Origin of the sequence: Variovorax sp. EL159 (assembly GCF_900100965.1) — a bacterium.
In the GTDB taxonomy this organism is placed as follows: domain Bacteria; phylum Pseudomonadota; class Gammaproteobacteria; order Burkholderiales; family Burkholderiaceae_C; genus Variovorax.
This window is the reverse complement of record NZ_FMUJ01000005.1, coordinates 76,684-93,525: the sequence shown is the minus strand read 5'-3', so window position 1 is coordinate 93,525 and position 16,842 is coordinate 76,684. Positions and strand designations below refer to the sequence as shown.

Below are 16,842 nucleotides of genomic sequence, written 5' to 3'. Positions count from 1 at the left end.
ATGGAAGCATTTCTTTTCCAGGTTTTCTCGGGCTTGGCGACCGGATGCGTATACGCGCTCATCGCCCTGGCACTCGTCATGGTTCACAAGAGCAGCAAGCTCGCGAACTTTGCCCAAGCCGAGATCGCGACGTTCTCTACCTTCATTGCGTGGGCCTGCATGACAGCAGGCGCAAGTTATGCCGTGTCGGCCGCCCTAACGCTGCTGTCGTCCTTCGCGATCGGATATGCCATCAACGCGCTCCTCCTGCAAAGACTTCAAGACCGGCGAACTCCAGAAATATCAGTGTTGATGGTGCTCGTGGGACTGCTCATGCTGTTTCATAGCCTCTCCGGAAGTCTTTTCGGATACAAGGTCCAGACCTTTCCGAGCCCCTTGCCCAAGGTGTCCTATCTCGGCGGCCTCGTCACGGCACACCAACTCGGCATCTATGGCGTCACTGCGGCGATCATGCTGGCTCTTTACCTGTTCTTCAGCCACACGGATATCGGTCTGAAGATGCGTGCTGCGGCAGCCTCGCCCGACTCGGCCCGTCTGACAGGAATCTCAGTGCGTCACATGGCCAGTCTGGGTTGGGGCATCGCGACCGTGATTGGTGCCATCGCCGGAATGATGATCGCGCCGATCCTCTACCTCGATCCGCTAATGATGACGAGCATGCTCATCTACGGCTTTACCGCAGCGCTGCTTGGCGGCATCGATCACCCGAAGGGGGCCATCGTCGGCGGTTTGCTTGTAGGTGTGGGTGAGAACCTGCTAGGTGCCTACGTGATAGGCACCGAACTCAAGCTGACTGTTGCCAATCTTCTGATCATCGGAATCCTTCTGTTCAGGCCTGCCGGCATCTTCGGCAAACCGGGAGTCTCGCGCGTATGAACACCGACAACAAACTTCGGCTGGTGGCATTGGTTCTTGCGCTGGCTTTGCCTTGGCTGTTGACGGACGTGTGGACTCTTCGGTTCACGATGGCCCTGACGTTCGCCCTGACCTTGCTCGGTTTGAACCTTCTCATTGGCTACTGCGGTGTTGCCTCACTCGGACACGCTGGTTTCATGCTGTTGGGCGCTTATGCAACGGCAATTCTGGTAACGCGCACCCCACTCGGATGGACGGTCGCGATCATTGGCGGTGGCGTGGTAAGCGGCGTCGTCAGCTTTCTTTTCGCCTACCCCATCAAGCGCCTCGACAGAACTCTCCTGGCGTTGACGACCATGTCGTTCGCCGCCGCGTTGCCACAGTTAGTGCGGCACCCGAAGTTGGCAATTTGGACCGGCGGCTCGGACGGCATCGTGCTCGATCCATTGCAGGTCCCTGATGCGATTGCCAAATGGGGAGTCCGCTCCGATACCTGGTACTACTACGTCGTCCTGCTCTGCCTTGTCTTGGGATACGCAGTGTTGGTGCATCTGCTCAAGAACCGCACAGGCCGGGCCATCCAGGCGGTTCGTGAGCATCCGATCTCCGCCGCTTCGATGGGGATCAATGTCAATGCCACCAAGATCTTCGCATTCGCCATCAGCGCGATCTACGCAGGGGTTGCCGGAGGTCTGTTTGCGATGCAGATCCAGTTCGTTTCGGCCGACTCGTTCTCGCTGTTTGATTCCATGATTCTTGCCGTTGGCATCGTGGTCGGCGGTCTGGCTTCGTTGGCGGGTGCGGTGATCGGCGCCTTCTTCATCCGCTTCGTGCCCACAGCAGCGGGGGCGGTTTCCACCGCCGCTCCGTGGGCGGTTTTCGGAATCGCGATTGCGCTCACCGTTTACTTCCTTCCCAGAGGCATCGTTGGCGGCATGCGAGCGTGGGCCGCACGATTTACGCGCTGATTCATCCACCTATCACAACTTTTCACATGGAGTCCTCATGAAGATGCTCAGAATACTTGCAGGTATCACCGCCGCGATGTTCGCGCTCAGTCCGGCGCTTGCGCAGAAGAGCGATAGCCCCAGCGGCACCAAGGCCGACATCGTGATCGGAGTGACCACGCCCTTCAGCGGCCCGTATTCGTTGCTTGGTGACTTGGCGCGTGGTGCGCAAGCTCAGTTCAATCAGATCAACGACGAAGGAGGCATCAACGGCCGCAAGGTCCGCGTGATCGCACTCGACGACGAGCTCAGCCCCGCGCGAGCCCTCGAATTGACACGCCAACTGGTGGAACAGGACAAGGTCCTCTTCGTGTTCGGCACCGTCGGTACCGGTAGCAATGCGGCCACGATGCGCTACCTGAACACCAACAAGGTGCCGCAACTGCTCATCCAGACGGGTGCAACACGCTTCGTCAACGTCAAGAATGCGCCCTACACGATGATTGGCATGCCAGCTTGGGAAACCGAGGGGGCTGCTTTCGGCCACTACGTGGCCACATCCGCACCCAACGCGAAAGTAGCGGTGCTGCGCAGCAACGACGACTTTGGCACCGACTACCTCGCAGGGTTCAAGCGCGGCCTGGGCGACAAGCGAGCAAACCTGGTCGCCGACGTCACACACGAGGCCACCGACCCGACGGTTGACTCTCAGATCGTCTCCCTGCGCAGCAGCGGCGCAACGGTGTTGGCCGTATTCACGAACGGGAAGTTCGTGGTACAGGCGATCCGCAAGGCCGCTGAAATCGGATGGAAGCCGACGCTGATCCTGCCCGTGGGTTCGTCATCGACGCCAGGCATCTTGCGCCCGGCAGGGGTCGAGAACGCTGTAGGCGCCATCTCGTCGTCCTTTTCAAAGAATCTCTACGACCCCGCATTGGCTCAAGATCCATACGTCAAGGGGTACTACGCAATGCTGAAGAAGCAGATTCCAAATGGCGATCCTGAAAACTCGCTCTACACCGGCGGGGCCATCCAAGCTCAAGTTCTGGCCGAGATTCTTCGCCGAGCAGGAGACAACCTGACGCGGGAGAATGTGATGAAGCAAGCCTCTAGCCTGAAGGACTTCGACTTCGGCGGTTTGCTCCCCGGCATCAAGATCAACACGTCACCCGATGACTTGCGCCCCTTCAGGCAATTGAAGTTGATGCGCTTCGACGGAACCTCGTGGAAGCAGTTCGGTGACATCATTTCCGACTGAGCGATGCTAGAAAATTCGCCAGAGAGCGCTCGGACGATCCGCAGCGAACTGTTGCGCCCGGCGCCCACAGAACCGACGGCCTACGGACGATTGCCCTTCAGGCAGCCGGCGATCGAACGCATCGAGCGCAGCGACGGCAGCTTTCTGCTGCGCTGGTCAGATGATGCAGCCGTTGGGCTGCGTGAGCGACCGCTGTCGGCGGACGCTCCCACGACCACGGTCGCAGCCAACGTGGTCGATTGGCTCAGCGTCTGGGCCGCTGCCAGGCCTGAGGCGATCTGCCTCGCCGAACGCGAATCTTCTGGCGCCTGGTATTCCGTAACGTACGCCGAAGCATGGCAGCAGATTCGTCGCATCGGTGGAGAGTTGCGCCGGCGGTCGGTAGCGCACGCGGGGCGGCACGGTCTTCCCATTGTGCCGATTGCCATGCTGACGGGAAACTCCGTGCGGCACGCGCTCCTGACTTTCGCCGCGCTGTACGCGGGCATCCCGGTCGCGCCTGTCTCCCCGGCTTACGCAAGCCCCGGTGGCGATCGAGGACAGCTGCGGTCGTTATTGCAAGTGCTTGGACCTGCATGCTTCTACGTAGAAGAGCGCACGGCATTTGCACCGGTGGCCACCGAACTTGGATTGGATTCAGCTGGCCTGGTCGTCGGCTCGGGTCCAGACAACGACTGGTCGGCGCTACTCGCCGGTGATGAGGCCATTGCGCAATCTGGCCACGAGACCGCGCACGGCAAAGCTCTGGCAAAGGTGATGTTCACTTCCGGCTCAACCGGCAAGCCCAAGGCTGTTGTCATGACGCATGCGGCGCTCGCCGCCGCCCAGGCCATCGCTGCGTCCGTGCTCGAAAAAATACCGGACACGCAGCAAGTTGCGCTCGACTGGTTGCCCTGGCACCACGTCATGGGAGGCAATATCGTGTTGCATCGTTGTCTGCGCATGGGCACCGCATTGCACATCGACGCCGGACGTCCCGCCCCGGGTGCCATCGCGGCCACGGTCGCCAACTTGCGGGAGCTCTCGCCCAGTCAGTACATCAATGTGCCGCTGGGCTTTGGGCTGCTGGCAACCGAGATGGAGCGTGACCCTGCCTTCGCGACTCGGTTTTTCTCGAAATTGGAGTACCTCACGTTCGGTGGCGCCGCCTTGTCGCGAGATACCGAGGATCGACTGCAGCGCGCTGCGGAGCGGGCTGTTGGCCATCGCATCGCAATCTGCGCAGGCTACGGCGCAACAGAGACTTGCGGCCCAGGGATCTCCACCTTCTGGCCGTCAAATGGGGCCGACGCGCTGGGTCTTCCATTGCCAGGTGTGTCTGTCAAGCTAGTGCCTGTTGCAGACAGGTATGAACTTCGGATTGCTGGACCTCACTTGTTCTCGCACTATTTAGGCGACGCGCAGGCCAGCGCAGCCGCCTTCGACGAAGAGGGGTACTACCGCACCGGCGACGCTGTCCAATGGGCTCAGTCGGATTTCCCCGGTGCGGGCCTGCGCTTCGACGGCAGGCTCGGCGAAGACTTCAAGCTTGACAGCGGCACCTGGGTTCACGTCGGCTCGGTCCGCGCGCGCCTCCTTGCCGCACTGGGATCATTTGCGAGGGACGTGGTGGTGACAGGGGAGAACCGTCGCTTTGTTGGTGCTTTGATATTTATCGATGAGGCCGCGTGCCGCACCCTTGTACCGGACATGGCACATCTGGGGTACGTCGAGCTGGCCTCGCACGCTGCCGTGCGAACCGTTCTGCGCATAGCGCTCGAACGCGCGAATACAGGTCGACGAGCCAGCAGCAAGCACATCAAACGAGCGCTCGTACTGCCGTCGGCCCCAAGCCGCGATCTTGGAGAAGTCGCAGACAAGGGCTACATCAATCAGCGCGCCGTGATCAGCAACCGACGCGAGTCAATTTCCGCCCTCTACGCGGAAGTTGCGCCGGCCGACGTCGTCTGCGCACCCATCGATCAGCAGACGGATTGAAGTGGGCTGAGACTCAATGGTCAAGACATCTCCGTGCCTTCGCGATGAACAAACGTGCGCACCTCCCCTCTGCCGTCAAGGTTGGTCGCATCACGCGGATGCCCAATCAATTGCGCAAGCAGGATACCTATCACCATGGAAATTTGCGCGACGCACTGATCGCCGCAGGGATTTTTCTGCTCGACACTCAGGGAGCCGATGCGCTGAGCCTGCGCGGTGCGGCCAGGCTTGCAGGAGTGTCTCAGACAGCGCCAGGCCACCATTTCCAGGACAAGCGAGGAATGCTTGCGGCCATCGCGACCAAGGGCTTCGAGCAACTCACCACCAAACGGCTGGAAATGTTGACGATAAGCATGAGTGCCGAGGAGCGCCTGCGCGCCTTGATGCTGGGTTATGTCCTGTTTGCAATCGAACGACCTGCTCTTTTCAACCTGATGTTCGGCTCCGAGCTCGCCGACAAGGACGACTACGAGGAACTCAGGATGGCCTCCATCGCATCGTTCAGGCTTCTCATGCACGCGATTGCAGATCACCTTCAAGCTCACAAGCTTCCCGCAAGCTACGCGGAGGCCGCGGCCGTGCACGTATGGAGTGCCACGCATGGCCTGAGCACTCTGCTTGTCCATCGCCAACAGAACCCGCGCCAGAAGCTGCAAGCAACGGAGCAATGTCGCGCACTCGCCAACGTTCTCATCGCCGGCTTGACCGCCGACATCAAAGGCAGCACGTCGTAGCGACTACCCCTTTCCCCAGGAATCGGCGCTGCGACTTCATCAAAAAATCTGGGGGCCTCGCCTCCTGCGATTACACGGAATCTACCAAGGAGTACTTGAAATGAACGGTGCCAAAAGTCTTGTTGCCACGCTTCTGCGTTCGGGCGTGGATACCTGCTTCGCCAATCCTGGCACCAGCGAGATGCATTTCGTCGCGGCGTTGGATCAAACGCCGGGAATTCGCTGCGTGCTAGGCCTGCACGAGAACGTCGTAACCGGCATGGCCGACGGCTACTACCGAATCGCGGGAAAACCAGCCTGCACCTTGTTGCATTGCGGACCCGGTCTCGCCAACGGTCTGGCCAATCTGCACAACGCCCGCCGTGCGCGAAGCGGGATCGTAAACATTGTTGGCGATCAAGCAACCTTCCATCGCCCGCTGGACGCGCCGCTCACCGCCGACACGGATGGCATCGCGCGCTCTGTATCAGGTTGGGTGCACACGAGTAGCAGGTCGGCCGACGTTGGCCGCGACGCGGCGGCTGCGGTGCAGGCTGCGCGGACGTTCCCGGGGCAGGTTGCGACACTTATCCTGCCCTCCGACACGTCCTGGGACGAGGGAGGCATGGTCGCGGACGCCCTGGACATTCCAAACGCCCCCGTAGTCGATCCGCTGGCCATCCAGAATGCAGCGCGCATCCTGCGTTCGCGCAAGCGGGTTCTGATTTTGCTCGCCGGGCGTGGCGTGCTCGCCGGGTCCCAGACTCTCGCTTGGCGCATCGCCCAAGCCACCGGTGCAACCGTTATGGCGGATCAAGTGACGTCGCATCTCTCACGCGGCCGCGGCCGCCTACCGCTCGAGCGCGTCCCCTACATTGCCGAGCAGGCCATGGAAGCGCTCAAGCACTTCGAACACATCATCCTCGTCAATGCGAAGCCTCCCGTCGGATTCTTTGCCTACCCGGGTATGCCATCGAGGCAGTATCCCGATCAGACCCAGCTGCATTTCCTTTCGCGCAATGATCAGGATCCGGACGCCGCACTGCAGGCGTTGGTTGATGAGCTCGGCGCTCCCGAGGTTGCGATGCCGGATCCTGGCCCGCGCCCTTCAGTTGCGACTGGCGCGCCAACGCCAGAGGGATTGGCGCAAACCTTGGCTGCGCTGATGCCTGAGAACGCCATCGTCTCGGATGAAAGCATTTCGTATGGGCGGGGCTTCTATCGGCACACCCACGCCGCTCCGGCGCACGATTGGCTGCACCTCGCCGGCGGTGCCATCGGCGATGGTCTGCCTGTCGCTACAGGTGCTGCGATTGGCAGCGGCGGCCAACGCCGTGTGATCAGTCTTCAGGCGGATGGCTCGGCCATGTATTCGCTTCAGTCGTTGTGGACACAGGCCCGTGAACGCTTGCCAAACACGACCATTCTTCTCAACAACCGAAAGTACCGCATTCTCATCAACGAATACAAGAGCGTTGGTGCAACCCCTGGCCCGACCGCGATGAGCATGCTCGATCTCGGGAATCCCAACCTGGACTGGGTGAAGATCGCAAACGGACTTGGTGTTGAAGCCGCGCAAGCGACGACGATGGATGAATGTGCCGACCTGATGTCTAGCAGCTTCAAACGTACGGGACCCTTTTTGATCGAACTGATGATCTAAGAAGGCCGAAGTTTGGGCTACGAGTTGTCCAATCCCAATCGAACCTCCTCCAAGACGACATCGACGAGCGAGACCGGATCATCGAACGCAGACGTTGCCTTCAGGATGCCACCCAGACGATGATCGATCAACAGTGTAGCAAGGCCATGCACAAAAGCCCAAGCTGCCGTGACGCGCATCGCATTCATCCTGGACAAGGGGTTCTTTGACTGCTTTAAAGCATCCGCCTTCCCTTCGATCACCGGAACCATTACGTCCATGATTGAAGCGGCGGCCTCTTTAAGCGCAGGATGCTCCATGTTGATGATCTCGTTGCGGAACATCAATCCGAACATGCCTGCGTTCTCGTACGCGAAGCGCAAATAGGCGCGCCCGAGCGCGTTGCGCCGTGTTCGCTCATCAGGCGCATTCTTCATTGTCGAAGCCATGACATCACCCAAGCGTCGAAAACCGATTGCGGCAAGCTCGCTCAGTAGACCCGTTGTATCGCCAAAGTGGTGCTTCGGCGCAGCGGCCGAAACGCCTGCTTCGCGCGCGATATTACGAAGCGCGAGGCCAGAAATCCCGTCTCTCAGAAGCACCGTCTCCGCGGCAACAAGCAAGGCGTCGTGCAATGAGCCATGGTGGTAGGGCTTCGGTAGTGCGGCCTTCTTCCTGGGAGTGGCGCGAGGACGTGCAGTGGTCATGACTTGCGTGTAACTTTCTTTTCTCTTGATCTTTACGATGTAAATTTTGCTTGACGGTACGACCCTAAGCTGCAATATTTTCACCGTAAAGATAAATACTCACGATAGGAAATTTCATGGGCATGTTACTTAGCTTCGCTCCCTTCATCGCTTTTGCACTGCTAGATCGCATGCTCGGTGTTCTCCCCGCATTGGGAGTGGCGACCGCCCTCGCGGTAGTCTTCCTCTTGCGAGATCTTTTTTCAAAGAATCGAACAGTGAAGTTGCTGGAAATCGGAACGGCAGCGCTTTTTGGTGGCCTCGCGCTCTATGCGGTTGTCACGCAAACGGAATGGTCGCTGCTCGCCGTGCGTCTGCGTGTCGACGCTGGTCTCTTTCTGGTGGTGCTTGCGTCCATTGTCGTGCGTCGCCCGTTTACGCTGCAGTACGCAAAGGAGCAGACCTCGCCCGAGGTCTGGATGCAACCAGCCTTCCTGAAAGTCAACGACGTCATCACAGCAGCGTGGGCTGTGGCATTCGCCTTCATGGTGACGGCGGACATTGCGATGCTCTACGTACCGTCCGTGCCTACCTGGCTAAGCATCGCCGTGACCGTGACCGCGATTCTTGGCGCCATCAAGTTCACTCGGTGGTATCCAGGCTACGTGCGCGCGCACGCGTCCGTCCATCACTAAAAGAGGCATATTTCAATGAGCTACAACCTTCTGATTGACGGCCATCTGGTTCCAGGCGATCTGGAGTTCGAAGTCATCAATCCCGCCACAGAGCAACGTATCGCCATGAGTCCAGCCGCCTCCCCGGCACAGCTCGATCAAGCCGTTGCCGCTGCCAATCGGGCATTCCCGGCGTGGCGAGCCACTTCGTTGGCACAGCGCCAGGCGGTACTTTCCGGGATGGCGGAGATTACGCGCTCGCACGCGGAGGAATTGGCAGGGCTGCTTTCGCAGGAGCAAGGGAAGCCTCTTGAGGATGCACGAGGCGAACTCTCGGCTTGTGCCGGTTTCTTCGACTATCACGCAAGTCTTGCTCCCTCTGCGCTGACGCCCTCCCCCTTGCCCTCGGGTCGAGCGCAGTTGCTTCGGGATCCACTCGGCGTTGTCGGTGCCATCGTGCCCTGGAACTATCCGATTGCGCTGATGGCGTTCAAGCTTCCAGGCGCACTTCTCATGGGCAACACGGTGGTACTGAAACCGGCCCCGACAACGCCTCTGACAACGTTGCGCTGGGCTGCATTGGTCAAGGACGCTCTTCCACCTGGTGTGCTCAACGTCTTGGGTGACGCCGGGGATCTGGGTCCCCTTCTCACTAGTCATCCGGGCATTCGGAAGATCTCGTTCACGGGCTCGACCGCGACGGGGCGTGCCGTCATGCGCAGCGCCGCTGCGACGCTGAAACGGTTGACGCTTGAACTCGGCGGAAACGATCCGGCTATCGTTCTGCCCGACGCAGATCCCGAGGCCATCGCTACGCATATCTTTCGCAGCGCGTTCCAGAACAATGGGCAAACATGCTCGGCTATCAAGCGCGTCTACGTCCACGAAAGCCTGCACGATCGGCTCACGGAGGCACTGGCGGCCATCGCTGATCGCACCTCAGTGGGTGCAGGATCGACTCCTGATGTGACTCTGGGGCCATTGCAGAACAAGCGACAGTTCGATCTTGTCAATGAACTGATCGAGGGCGCTCGAAGCACAGGGCGTGTTGTAGCGGGCGGCGTCGGGCTTGACGGCCCTGGGTACTTCATTCGTCCGACCATCGTCTGCGACGTTGCTGATGGAAGTCGAATCGTGGACGAAGAGCAGTTCGGCCCGGTCCTGCCCATTGTCCGCTTCACCGACCTGGAAGCCGTAGTGGCGACAGTGAATGCCTCTCCCTATGGCTTGGGCGCTTCCGTCTTGAGCAGTGACCGCGATGCCGCTCGCGAGGTCGCACTGCGCATCGACGCCGGGAGCGTCTGGGTCAATACACATTTCCCGGTCTCGCCCGATGTTCCGTTTGGCGGTGCACGTCAGTCGGGCATGGGAGTCGAACTAGGGGAGCAAGGGCTGGCGGAATTTTCGCAGTTGAAAGTACTGGTGGCTTGAGGGCCTGGGAGCAAGAGCATGGACCTGGGAATTTCAGGCAAGACAGCGCTGGTGTGCGGTGCCAGCAAGGGGCTCGGCTACGGCTGCGCCGAGGCGCTGGTTCGCGAAGGCGCCAATGTAGTGATCGTCGCGCGAGGAGCTGCCGGCCTGGACGCCGCCGCCCGAGCGCTTTCGAAGGTTGCAGCTGATGCGGGCTCGAGAAACTTCGTCAAGCAGGTGACGGCTGACATCACGACTGCGGAGGGCCGGAAGGCCGTCCTTTCTCTGCACTCGGAATTCGATATCGTTGTCACCAACGCTGGAGGACCACCGCCCGGCGACTTTCGAGCCTGGAACCGAGAGACGTGGATCCGCGCGATCGATGCCAACATGCTCGCACCCGTTGAATTGATCAGAGCCAGCGTCGACGGCATGGCTACGCGAGGATTCGGCCGCATCGTCAATATCACCTCTAGCGCGGTCAAGGCGCCGATCAGCTTTCTTGGCTTGAGCAATGGCGCACGGAGCGGGTTGACAGGATTCGTGGCTGGGATCGCCAGGTCATCGATCGCCGCCAAAGGGGTGACGATCAACAACCTGCTCCCCGGCTCGTTTGAGACGGACCGCCTCCAGGCAACGTTCGTCGGTTCGGCGGAGAGAAGCGGCGAGGATCTCGACACTGTGGTCACAAGGCACAAGCAGTTGATTCCCGCCAGGCGACTAGGGACTGCGGCAGAATTCGGCGCGATCTGCGCCTTCCTATGCAGCGTGCATGCGGGTTACTTGACCGGACAAAACGTACTTGCGGATGGAGGTGCTTATCCGGGCACCTATTGAGGTCACGCCGCAAACTGAGGCCAAAATGAAGTCCCTGGTTCGCATTTCCATCCTTCTGGTTCTGGCCGTTCTGTTGGCCGCCTGTTCCAGCTTGCCGTCCCAAATCCCCCGCGCGCCGACATCGGCCATCGACGACTACGCGCAGACGCCGCTGGCCGCGATCACGCAGAAAGTGCTACCCACGGACGGCCGCTCAGGATTCCAGCTGCAGCCCTACGGCCCGAACTCGTTCGCGACTCGGATCGAACTGACCAGGCTCGCCACCCGCAGCCTCGACGTGCAGTACTACCTGCTGCAGGGCGACAACACAGGCCTCACCTTGATGCGCGCGTTGCGCGATGCCGCGACGCGAGGTGTTCGCGTCCGCCTGCTGGTCGATGACCTGTACACAGTCGGCGAAGACGAGCTGCTGCTGGCGCTCGCCAGCTATCCAAACGTGGAAGTGCGCCTGTTCAATCCGTTTCCGGGCGGCCGCGGCAGCGAGATCACCCGCTTCATCAGTTCGGGCCTGGAATTTCGCCGCGTGAACCGGCGCATGCACAACAAGCTCTTCGTCGCGGATAACGTGGCGGCCGTGGCCGGTGGCCGCAACATGGCCGACGAGTACGTGATGAACGCCAAGGGCGCGAACTTCATCGACATGGACACCTTCGTGGCTGGACCCGTGGTGCGTGATCTGTCCCGCGAATTCGATCACTACTGGAATAGCGAGGTCGTCTTCCCCCTCGACAGCATCATCCACAGCAAGCTATCGCCCACTCAGCTTCAGGAGGACTTTGAGCGACAGACCTTACATGCGCTCCCACCCAAGGCGAGTGAGATTCCGCTAGATGGCAGACCCAGACACCCGCTCGATGGCGAGCCTGATTCGATACCGCTGGAACTCGTTCCAATGCTGAACCTTCCCTTCGAGCTGGCACGCCACCAACTGAGTCCGTTGCTCTGGGCAAACGCACGGATTCTTTTCGACCCCCTGACGAAAACGGAAGGAGTGAACGAGACGGAGAATTCACTCAAGGGGACCGTCACCGAAGGAGTCATCCACTGGCTCATGACAGCCCGCCAAAGCATCCAGATGGTGTCGCCGTACTTCGTCCCGAGCGACAACGCTGTGACCAGCCTGGTCGACGCCAAGGCAAACGACATCGATGTCGAGCTGCTGACCAATTCGTTGGCGTCGACAGATGAGCCTTGGGTCTACGTGGGCTATTGGGCGCACGTCAAGGCTCTGTTGATCTCGGGAGTTCGGGTCAAGGAGATCAGTCCCACGCTAAGTGTGCGGCGACAAAAATCGGGCATCTTTGGACGTCGGACAGGCGCATTGCACATGAAGAGCGCTATCGTGGACCACAAGCAGGTTTTCCTGGGCTCTATGAATCTGGATCAGCGATCCGCCCGACTGAACACGGAACTAGGACTGATCATTGACAGCGAGGAGATGGCACGGCAGCTGGAAAGCTTTGCAGATACAGGCAGTTCCTATGAACTTCAGTTGAGTACGAACGGCAAAGATATTCAGTGGATCGAAGACAACGGCGATGGAACAAGGTTGACTTATGACGCCCCGCCAGAGACCACGTTCTGGCAGCGATTTCGCCTGCACTTGCTAGGACCTTTTATTCCTGAGAAGCAGCTATGAATTTAAGCACCCGCCACGGGGAGCAGCGGACACAAGCGTCACCTATCTGTTCACCCGTATGTGGTGCCTGTATTCGCTCGACCAGTCTCGCCGTTCGACGCAGAACTTTCGCAGGTGCCTGAGGCGTAGAACCTACACGCTGTTGGAGCATTAGATCCCGAGGGAATTCCTCGTTCGTACGTGAAACTTGACGAGTCATGCTCGAGCTACGCCAACTTCGCTATTTCACCGCGATCGTCGATGCCGGCTCGCTGACCCGCGCAGCCAGCGCTTTGTACATCGCACAGCCCGCCCTGAGCCAGCAACTCGCAGCACTCGAGTCTGATCTTGGCATCCGGCTTCTCAACCGAGGCGCTAGGGGCGCCAAGCCTACAGCAGCTGGCCTCGAGTTGTACAAGCACGCACAGGTCATCCTGAAGCTCGCGGCCGAAACCAAGAATGTGGTGACCGGCTCAGCTGAACGGGTATCAGGGCGCGTTCGCATCGGACTTCCTTCGACGATTGCCGTCATCTTGGTTGCCCCATTGGTAGCTGCACTTCGCCAAGAACATCCAGGCATCCTGCTTGAGGTGTATGAAAGTCCGAGCAGCTACCTCGCCGCCCAGCTGATAGAAGAGCGCGTGGATCTCAGCATCCTGGTGGGCGATTCACTGTCAGACGGTCTGCGGGTAGAACCGCTGGTCGATGAACACCTCTACTTTGTCTACTCTGAAACAGAGCATCTGCCAGGTGGCCCTACGTCCATACGGCTGGAAGATCTGGCTGATAGACCGATTGTCCTACCCGCTCGCTCCACAACCTTGCGGCACTTGGTCGACCTCGCCTTTCGGAAGGCGGGGATCGAGCCCCGTGTATATGCGGAGACCAGCTCCATCCAGAGTTTGCTGACTTTGGTCGCTCAGGGAGATATGGGGACCTTTGTACCTTACTCCGCGCTGTCGTGGCACTCGGCCAATGCATCACTGTGCGCGATCTTGATAGAACCAGCGATCGTCCGAAAGGCTCAGCTCGCACACTCAAGAATGATCGAACTCACATCCGCCTCTCAATGTGTAAAGCAGACCCTCCTCGTTGTAGTCCGGAAGATGGTCGAAGAGGGACACTGGCAAGGAGCCACCCTCAGCTACTGAGTCCTCCCCAACGCCCGCGAGAAAAGACTCAATCTAGCGTCACGCCCAACTTACGCACCAGGTCGGCGTTCTTCTTTCCGTCCGCTTCCGCCCAGCTCGCGAACTCGGCAGGCGACTTAGATGGCGCCGCTTCGTTCCCTCCTTGAGCCAATCGCGCCCGGATATCGGGATCATTCAACGTCTTTACGCTTGCGTCGAACAGCTTCCCCACAACCTCGGCTGACATCCCTGCTGGGCCAAACAGGCCGAACCAGAACGTATAGTCAAAATCCTTGATGCCGGCCTCGGCGACCGCTGGCAAATTCGGGAACATCGGCGATCGTTGACCGGACGTGACAGCGATAGCCGTCACGCGTCCAGTCTGGACCAAAGACATTACCGAGGGCGGTGTACCCATGCTCAACTGCACGTCTCCCGCTGCGACAGCCTGCAACGCGGGTGCACCGCCTTTGAACGGGACGTGCAGCATCTGGATACCAGTCCGCGATTCAAAATACATACCCGCCAGATGCGGTGGCGATCCATTTCCAGATGAGGAGTAGGCAAGCCTTCCGGGTTCGGCTTTGGCTCGCGCGATCAGGTCGTTCGTGGTTTTGATCCCCCGAAGCCGTGCTCACGGCAAGAATCATTGGCGCGATAGTCCAGCGTGTGATCGGCGTAAAGTCCTTGGCTTCGTAGCGAGCGCTCTTCTTGTATAGCACCTTGTCCGACCCGTAGATGCCCGAGGCATTCATGTAGATGGTGTACCCATCGGGCACCGCCTTCGCCACATTTGCCGAGGCCAGCGTGGTGCCAGCACCTGGCATGTATTCGATGATTACTGGCTGGCCAAGGTATTTAGCCAATGTGTCGACCATCTGACGAGCAACTCCGTCAGCCCCCCTCCCGGGGGATACCCCAGAACAAGCTTGATCGGCTTGTTCGGATAGGACTGAGCTAGCGCCAAAGCAGGCCCCAAAATCAGCGCTCCCGTCGCCAAGGCGGCGACTACCATGCGAATTGAGCCATGTGGCGTCATGTTGTCTCCTTCGTTCGTGACAGGGGAAACTGTCTGGGCGCAACCGATAATTCCAACTCAGCCAACAAGGCCGCGCGATGCTGGTCTAGCTCTGGCGCCTGTAGCACGGGCTGTAGCGCCGCTCCGGAAAAACGCACCGGACTTCGCGCGACCTTCATTGATAGGCCGCGCGGCAAGGGCAAATCGGGCAGCATGTCCCGTGCGTTTACCTGAGGATCAGCCATGACGGCGGCTACGTCGTTCATCGGTCCGCAGGGAATCCCTTGCCCTCTCAGCAAGGCAAGCCAATGCGCGACTGTGGCTAGCGCGAGAACGCCTTCGATGATCTTTTTCAACGCCTCATGGTTCGTACAACGCGAAGAGTTGCTGGAATACAGAGGATCGGCAATCAGTCCTTCAAGCCCCAAGGTGGCACATAGGCGCAGGAACATTTTGTCGTTGCCAGCCGCCGCGACCATGTAGCCGTCGGCTGCCTTGAATACGCCGAAGGGCGTAATCGACGGATGACGCGAGCCAATCGGACGGGGAACCTGCCCGTCGATCTGGAAGCGTGCCAATGCGTTCTCTAGCAGAGAGACTTGGGAATCGAGCATCGCTACATCCACGTGCCGGCCGATACCGGTGCCAACGCGGTCAAGCAGCGCAGCTTGAATTCCGATAACACCGAACAGTCCCGCCGCGAGATCACCGATTGATACGCCGACGCGTGTCGGTGGACCATCCTCCTCACCCGTCAGACTTAAAACCCCTCCCATGGCCTGAACCACCATGTCGTAGGCCGGTAGCTCCCGCGAAGGTCCGGTTTGCCCGAATCCGGAGATAGAAGCCATAACTAGCGCGGGGAACCGTCGATGTATATCTTCCCACCCGTACCCCAGGCGGCTCATCGTTCCCGGTGTGAAGTTCTCGACCAGCACGTCGGCGCGTGCGAGCCACCCTTCGAAGATCACCCTATCCTCCGGATTCTTGAGGTCTAGAGCAATCGACTCCTTGTTTCGATTGACGGATGCGAAGTACGCTGACGTTCGACCCTCTCCATCTCCAACGAATGGTCCGATCTGACGCGAATCGTCGCCCGTCACTGGCATCTCAATCTTGATCACACGTGCGCCGAGATCGGCCAGGTTGAGAGTGCAATATGGCCCGGCCAGTACGCGGGTCAGGTCGAGTACCAGAAGCCCGGAAAGCGGCCCCTTGGGCATGGCGGCATCGATCATTGCCCCTTCTCCTCAACTTCGAATTTCATTTCACGATCGAACTTATTTTTTGCGCCCGATATCCTGCTAGCCGACCTGACCGCCTGGACTCGCTGGACGATCTGAGGCCCGTCAAATGCACCTCGCAAGCCCTCGCGAATCTGGTCTTCGTTGCCAAGCCCAACAGACAAAGCATTCAATGCCATCTTCATCGCTACCAAAGGGTTAGCAGGCATGTCCGCGATTTGCTTGGCAAGTACCAAGCATCTCCCGGCGAGATCGCCAGAATCCACTATTTCACTCAAGAACCCGATGGCCAGCATCTCAGAGGCATCGACGCGCTGCGCCGTAAACACCAATCGCTTTGCGTGGTTTATGCCAAGTCGGCTCACGTAGCGCTGCAGCACTGACGAATACAGCGGAAGACCAAACCTCGCAGCTGGCATTTGCATGTATGCATCCTGCGAGCCGATACGGACATCGCAAGCCAGCGCCAGATCGGTGGCTCCGCCGATGACCGGTCCGTTGATCGCCGCTACGGTAATCAGGTGCGTCGCCTCAATCCGGTTGGCTAGGATCTCAAAACCACCGTCACCGTCCTGCGAACCACTCTGTCCAGACGCTGCCTGAGCCAGCAGCGCGCGCAAATCGAATCCCGAGCTGAAGTGACGCCCACGCGCTCCCAGGATCAGCACGTGGATGGATGTGTCGGCCTCACACTTATCCAAGAGTGTGTGCAAGGCGGACAGATCGCTGAGCTCGATGCGGTTGGCGTTATCGGGGCGATTTAGGTCGATCCGCGCTACATGAGGAGCCGGGTGAGAGAGGGACGGTGCGCTGTCGGTCATGGAGTTCTGGCA

At 59.6% G+C, this 16,842-nt stretch carries 16 protein-coding genes; 11 read left to right on the top strand and 5 right to left on the bottom strand.

What is annotated here, in order from left to right; translation table 11 throughout:
• From BLQ28_RS21335 to BLQ28_RS21310, 6 genes are all read left to right on the top strand, one after another.
• The gene (locus BLQ28_RS21335) at window positions 1-876 is read left to right on the top strand and encodes a branched-chain amino acid ABC transporter permease (RefSeq protein WP_093245473.1); all 876 of its coding nucleotides are present in this window, start codon (window positions 1-3) and stop codon (window positions 874-876) included.
• The gene (locus tag BLQ28_RS21330; protein ID WP_093243670.1) at window positions 873-1,823 is read left to right on the top strand and encodes a branched-chain amino acid ABC transporter permease; all 951 of its coding nucleotides are present in this window, start codon (window positions 873-875) and stop codon (window positions 1,821-1,823) included. Before BLQ28_RS21335 ends, BLQ28_RS21330 begins: the two co-directional genes overlap by 4 nt.
• A gap of 37 nt (window positions 1,824-1,860) precedes the next feature.
• Entirely contained in the window at window positions 1,861-3,060 is a 1,200-nt protein-coding gene (locus tag BLQ28_RS21325; RefSeq protein ID WP_093243668.1) for an ABC transporter substrate-binding protein, read from the top strand.
• Window positions 3,061-3,063: 3 nt separating this feature from the next.
• On the top strand, window positions 3,064-5,037 hold the full coding sequence (locus BLQ28_RS21320) for an AMP-binding protein (protein ID WP_093243665.1): 1,974 nt from the start codon (window positions 3,064-3,066) through the stop codon (window positions 5,035-5,037).
• Between the two features lie 44 nt (window positions 5,038-5,081).
• Window positions 5,082-5,771 (top strand): TetR/AcrR family transcriptional regulator, encoded by a 690-nt coding sequence (locus BLQ28_RS21315; RefSeq protein WP_093243663.1) that lies wholly within the window; start codon window positions 5,082-5,084, stop codon window positions 5,769-5,771.
• 100 nt (window positions 5,772-5,871) lie between these two features.
• A complete protein-coding gene (locus BLQ28_RS21310; RefSeq protein ID WP_093243659.1) occupies window positions 5,872-7,413 on the top strand; it encodes an acetolactate synthase large subunit in 1,542 nt (513 codons plus the stop codon).
• A gap of 17 nt (window positions 7,414-7,430) precedes the next feature.
• Here BLQ28_RS21310 and BLQ28_RS21305 read toward each other — a convergent pair whose 3' ends face one another.
• Window positions 7,431-8,099, bottom strand: coding sequence for a TetR/AcrR family transcriptional regulator (locus tag BLQ28_RS21305; RefSeq protein WP_093243655.1), 669 nt, complete (start codon window positions 8,097-8,099; stop codon window positions 7,431-7,433).
• A 116-nt stretch (window positions 8,100-8,215) separates the two neighbouring features.
• Between BLQ28_RS21305 and BLQ28_RS21300 the strand changes: the two genes are divergently transcribed.
• The 5 genes from BLQ28_RS21300 to BLQ28_RS21280 all read left to right on the top strand — a co-directional run bounded on the left by BLQ28_RS21300 (window position 8,216) and on the right by BLQ28_RS21280 (window position 13,768).
• Window positions 8,216-8,773, top strand: a complete 558-nt coding sequence (locus BLQ28_RS21300) for a DUF3159 domain-containing protein (RefSeq protein ID WP_093243652.1) — start codon at window positions 8,216-8,218, stop codon at window positions 8,771-8,773.
• Between the two features lie 15 nt (window positions 8,774-8,788).
• Complete coding sequence (locus BLQ28_RS21295) at window positions 8,789-10,183, top strand: aldehyde dehydrogenase family protein (RefSeq protein ID WP_093243648.1); 1,395 nt, start codon at window positions 8,789-8,791, stop codon at window positions 10,181-10,183.
• 18 nt (window positions 10,184-10,201) lie between these two features.
• Window positions 10,202-10,999 (top strand): SDR family oxidoreductase, encoded by a 798-nt coding sequence (locus tag BLQ28_RS21290; protein ID WP_093243645.1) that lies wholly within the window; start codon window positions 10,202-10,204, stop codon window positions 10,997-10,999.
• A gap of 25 nt (window positions 11,000-11,024) precedes the next feature.
• Entirely contained in the window at window positions 11,025-12,638 is a 1,614-nt protein-coding gene (locus tag BLQ28_RS21285) for a phospholipase D family protein (RefSeq protein WP_256327404.1), read from the top strand.
• Between the two features lie 197 nt (window positions 12,639-12,835).
• Complete coding sequence (locus BLQ28_RS21280) at window positions 12,836-13,768, top strand: LysR substrate-binding domain-containing protein (RefSeq protein WP_093243639.1); 933 nt, start codon at window positions 12,836-12,838, stop codon at window positions 13,766-13,768.
• Between the two features lie 28 nt (window positions 13,769-13,796).
• Here the strand turns inward: BLQ28_RS21280 and BLQ28_RS33530 are convergent, their stop codons facing one another.
• The 4 genes from BLQ28_RS33530 to BLQ28_RS21265 all read right to left on the bottom strand — a co-directional run bounded on the left by BLQ28_RS33530 (window position 13,797) and on the right by BLQ28_RS21265 (window position 16,830).
• Window positions 13,797-14,345, bottom strand: a complete 549-nt coding sequence (locus BLQ28_RS33530) for a Bug family tripartite tricarboxylate transporter substrate binding protein (RefSeq protein ID WP_371126706.1) — start codon at window positions 14,343-14,345, stop codon at window positions 13,797-13,799.
• Entirely contained in the window at window positions 14,257-14,625 is a 369-nt protein-coding gene (locus BLQ28_RS33525) for a tripartite tricarboxylate transporter substrate-binding protein (protein WP_371126701.1), read from the bottom strand. Before BLQ28_RS33525 ends, BLQ28_RS33530 begins: the two co-directional genes overlap by 89 nt.
• A gap of 157 nt (window positions 14,626-14,782) precedes the next feature.
• The gene (locus BLQ28_RS21270; RefSeq protein ID WP_093243636.1) at window positions 14,783-16,003 is read right to left on the bottom strand and encodes a CaiB/BaiF CoA transferase family protein; all 1,221 of its coding nucleotides are present in this window, start codon (window positions 16,001-16,003) and stop codon (window positions 14,783-14,785) included.
• Window positions 16,000-16,830, bottom strand: a complete 831-nt coding sequence (locus BLQ28_RS21265) for an enoyl-CoA hydratase/isomerase family protein (protein WP_093243633.1) — start codon at window positions 16,828-16,830, stop codon at window positions 16,000-16,002. Before BLQ28_RS21265 ends, BLQ28_RS21270 begins: the two co-directional genes overlap by 4 nt.
• Window positions 16,831-16,842 lie beyond the last annotated feature (12 nt).

Bases quoted from the DNA above. Each gene is read 5' to 3' on its own strand.
- BLQ28_RS21270 (WP_093243636.1), bottom strand. From the start codon at position 16,003: ATGATCGATGCCGCCATGCCCAAGGGGCCGCTTTCCGGGCTTCTGGTA.
- BLQ28_RS33525 (WP_371126701.1), bottom strand. From the start codon at position 14,625: ATGGTCGACACATTGGCTAAATACCTTGGCCAGCCAGTAATCATCGAA.
- BLQ28_RS21325 (WP_093243668.1), top strand. From the start codon at position 1,861: ATGAAGATGCTCAGAATACTTGCAGGTATCACCGCCGCGATGTTCGCG.
- BLQ28_RS21280 (WP_093243639.1), top strand. From the start codon at position 12,836: ATGCTCGAGCTACGCCAACTTCGCTATTTCACCGCGATCGTCGATGCC.
- BLQ28_RS21290 (WP_093243645.1), top strand. From the start codon at position 10,202: ATGGACCTGGGAATTTCAGGCAAGACAGCGCTGGTGTGCGGTGCCAGC.
- BLQ28_RS21295 (WP_093243648.1), top strand. From the start codon at position 8,789: ATGAGCTACAACCTTCTGATTGACGGCCATCTGGTTCCAGGCGATCTG.
- BLQ28_RS21310 (WP_093243659.1), top strand. From the start codon at position 5,872: ATGAACGGTGCCAAAAGTCTTGTTGCCACGCTTCTGCGTTCGGGCGTG.
- BLQ28_RS21315 (WP_093243663.1), top strand. From the start codon at position 5,082: ATGAACAAACGTGCGCACCTCCCCTCTGCCGTCAAGGTTGGTCGCATC.
- BLQ28_RS21265 (WP_093243633.1), bottom strand. From the start codon at position 16,830: ATGACCGACAGCGCACCGTCCCTCTCTCACCCGGCTCCTCATGTAGCG.
- BLQ28_RS21335 (WP_093245473.1), top strand. From the start codon at position 1: ATGGAAGCATTTCTTTTCCAGGTTTTCTCGGGCTTGGCGACCGGATGC.
- BLQ28_RS21330 (WP_093243670.1), top strand. From the start codon at position 873: ATGAACACCGACAACAAACTTCGGCTGGTGGCATTGGTTCTTGCGCTG.
- BLQ28_RS21300 (WP_093243652.1), top strand. From the start codon at position 8,216: ATGGGCATGTTACTTAGCTTCGCTCCCTTCATCGCTTTTGCACTGCTA.
- BLQ28_RS21320 (WP_093243665.1), top strand. From the start codon at position 3,064: ATGCTAGAAAATTCGCCAGAGAGCGCTCGGACGATCCGCAGCGAACTG.
- BLQ28_RS21285 (WP_256327404.1), top strand. From the start codon at position 11,025: ATGAAGTCCCTGGTTCGCATTTCCATCCTTCTGGTTCTGGCCGTTCTG.
- BLQ28_RS21305 (WP_093243655.1), bottom strand. From the start codon at position 8,099: ATGACCACTGCACGTCCTCGCGCCACTCCCAGGAAGAAGGCCGCACTA.